Genomic DNA, 2,265 nt, shown 5'->3' with positions numbered 1-2,265 from the left:
GGCGCAGTGACGCCGATAGCGGGCGAAATAAGCCCGCAGGGCGCGTCCGCTATCGGTGGCACGGAGCCGGTGGAGCGAAATAGGTTGAAACCGCGGAGAGGTGAAGAAAACGGGTGGAACGGGCCGCATCGCGGCCTCCCATTGGCGGCGCTCCGTCGCCGCTGCGCGAGTGCAGCTCGCGCCCCGGAACGGGACACCGGGGAGCGTGAGGGGGTCGCCCCTCACGGGCGGGCAGCGCAGGCCCTCCTGCTTAATTGCTTGGCTGGCAGGCGGCGCTGGCGGCTACGGTGGGCGGATGAACCGCCTTACGGCAGCTGCGATCGCGATCGCGGTGCTCACTGTCGCCAGCGGTTGCTCGGCGGTTGCACCTGAACCCGCGTCGAAAGCGCCGAACGGCGATCCGATCGTCGCCGCTCGCAGCCTCCCTGATGCTGGTGGCGTCGTCGCCGGTAGCGACGCCAGCTCAAGCTGCGGCGAATACGTTCTTGAGCAAGGCGGTGACTTGCCTAGCGAGGCTCGAGCGTGCCTCGCGACCGCCGCGATCGCGGGAGACGAAGCGGAACTGGCGTGGAGCACACCGACTACCGAAGGCGACCCGATCGTCTCGTTCGCGTTCGTCGGAGGCTCGATCGACGGCGTCGACGTGTACACGACGACGGCGTTCGATCGCCACAACGGTCTCGAAGAGCCCACGGGCGTGGGCGCCAGCTGGTCACTCCTGCACTGTGCCGATCCGGCAGATCTGCAAGGTTCGGGCGACTGCGAACGCTACGTCGAGGGATGAATCCTGAGCCGAGCACCTCGGAGACTGAGCCGCATCGCGGCCTTGGATGTGCGGTGCTCCGTCACCCGCCGGCCCCCACGCTCGAGCGGTTCGTGTCAGCGTCGGATGCGACGATGGAGGCATGTGGGAACTGGCACACCGGACGCGCGCGGAATCGGCATCAACGGTGGTGCGCAGCAACGCGGCGACGAGCGCCGCGGCGATCCCGGAAGTGCGCGCAGCGATCCCGGAGGATCACGTCATCCTCTACGCGGTCCGGATCGCGAACGGCTGGGAGTAGAACCCACCGGGATTCGCTCGGAACCACTAGCGTTGCGATCAGTTCCGGAAAGCGATGGTCTCGTGATGGCAAACGTGTTGCAGTTCGTCGGAAAGGCATTCGTGATCGTCTTCCGCCTTCTGGGCGCGGCGGTGTCCGCGGGACTCGCCGCTCTGGGCGTGGGCAGCTTCCAGCAGCCCAACCCCGGACCGCTTCCGTCCTCTACGGAGAACCGCGAATATAGGCCGTAGAACGGCGAACTCTGCGGCGGATGGCGGAGCATCTCGGACGACCGAGTCCTACTCAGCCGCGGAGGCGGCGCTGCGGCGCGGGGCGCGCTGGGTGGTTGTGGTGACGACGGCGGTCGCGCGGGTGAGGTTGGGGCCGATGGCGTCGGCTTCGAGGACGCGGCCGGTGCGGCGGTTCTCGCCTTCGCCCCAGGCGACGGTGCGCTCGTAGCCGACGACGATCACGGCGTCGCCCTTGTGGAGGGAGGCGAGCACGTGCTCGCCGAGTTCGAACTTCGCTTCGACGTAGTGCGTGGTCGGGGCGTCGTGCGGGGTCCACTCCCCCGCGCGGTATTCGCCGGTGTTCTCGATGACGCGCAGCTTCACGATCTGCACGCGGCCCGCCTGCACGGCCTCGGGGTCGGCGGCGAGGTTGCCGGTGATGGTCCTGGTGCTCATCTGTCGTCTCCTGCTCGTGCGGTTGGTGGGTCCCGTCGACGGCGACGGGTTCTCGTTCGCGGCCGCGGCCGCGGGGGTGTCGGTGGCGGGTGTCTCGATGCCCCAGGACGCCAGAGCGTCGCGGCGGGTGACTTCGACGGGCGGCTCGGACAGCGCTCTGCGCTGTTCGAGCTCGGCGCGAGTGACGGTGAAGGCGGGGACGCGGCGCTCGTCGCCGTAGGCGAGGCGGTAGAGCCGGTCGGCCTCGTTCTCCAGCCAGTCGACTTCGCCTTGCCGGTCGGCTTGTCCGGCGAGGTACCCGGCCCGGTAGTCGTCGCCGGTGATGTTCGGGCCGGTCATGCGGCGTGCTTCTCGATGAGGTCGGGGCGGAACCCCGGCCAGTGGTCCTGGTCGCTCGCGACGACCACGGGGGCGGCGGAGTAGCCCAGCTCCTCCGTGACGTACGCGAGCGCTGCGGGGTTGGTGGTGATGTCGACGGTGGTGTACTCGATGCCCTTCTTCTCGAGCACCCGGTAGGTCATGGTGCACTGCACGCA

The 2,265-nt window shown here is 68.9% G+C and carries 4 protein-coding genes; 2 read left to right on the top strand and 2 right to left on the bottom strand.

Annotation, left to right across the window (positions count from 1 at the left end; genetic code table 11):
• Positions 1–295 precede the first annotated feature (295 nt).
• Together C5C55_RS16420 and C5C55_RS16705 are read left to right on the top strand one after the other, a co-directional pair.
• On the top strand, positions 296–784 hold the full coding sequence (locus C5C55_RS16420; RefSeq protein ID WP_146080973.1) for a hypothetical protein: 489 nt from the start codon (positions 296–298) through the stop codon (positions 782–784).
• A gap of 121 nt (positions 785–905) precedes the next feature.
• The gene (locus C5C55_RS16705) at positions 906–1,064 is read left to right on the top strand and encodes a hypothetical protein (protein ID WP_181065429.1); all 159 of its coding nucleotides are present in this window, start codon (positions 906–908) and stop codon (positions 1,062–1,064) included.
• A 278-nt stretch (positions 1,065–1,342) separates the two neighbouring features.
• On the opposite strand, the gene C5C55_RS16210 is transcribed toward C5C55_RS16705, so the two are convergent.
• Both C5C55_RS16210 and C5C55_RS16205 read right to left on the bottom strand, forming a co-directional pair.
• The gene (locus C5C55_RS16210) at positions 1,343–2,068 is read right to left on the bottom strand and encodes a single-stranded DNA-binding protein (protein WP_104234630.1); all 726 of its coding nucleotides are present in this window, start codon (positions 2,066–2,068) and stop codon (positions 1,343–1,345) included.
• Positions 2,065–2,265, bottom strand: a 201-nt coding sequence (locus C5C55_RS16205) for a glutaredoxin domain-containing protein (protein WP_104234629.1), incomplete at its 5' end; no start/stop codon positions are given. The genes C5C55_RS16210 and C5C55_RS16205, both read right to left, overlap by 4 nt.

The sequence above is a fragment of the Rathayibacter sp. AY1C2 genome, assembly GCF_002931195.1.
In the GTDB taxonomy this organism is placed as follows: domain Bacteria; phylum Actinomycetota; class Actinomycetes; order Actinomycetales; family Microbacteriaceae; genus Rathayibacter.
The sequence above is the reverse complement of the archived record's forward strand: the minus strand, read 5'-3'. Positions and strand labels throughout refer to the sequence as shown.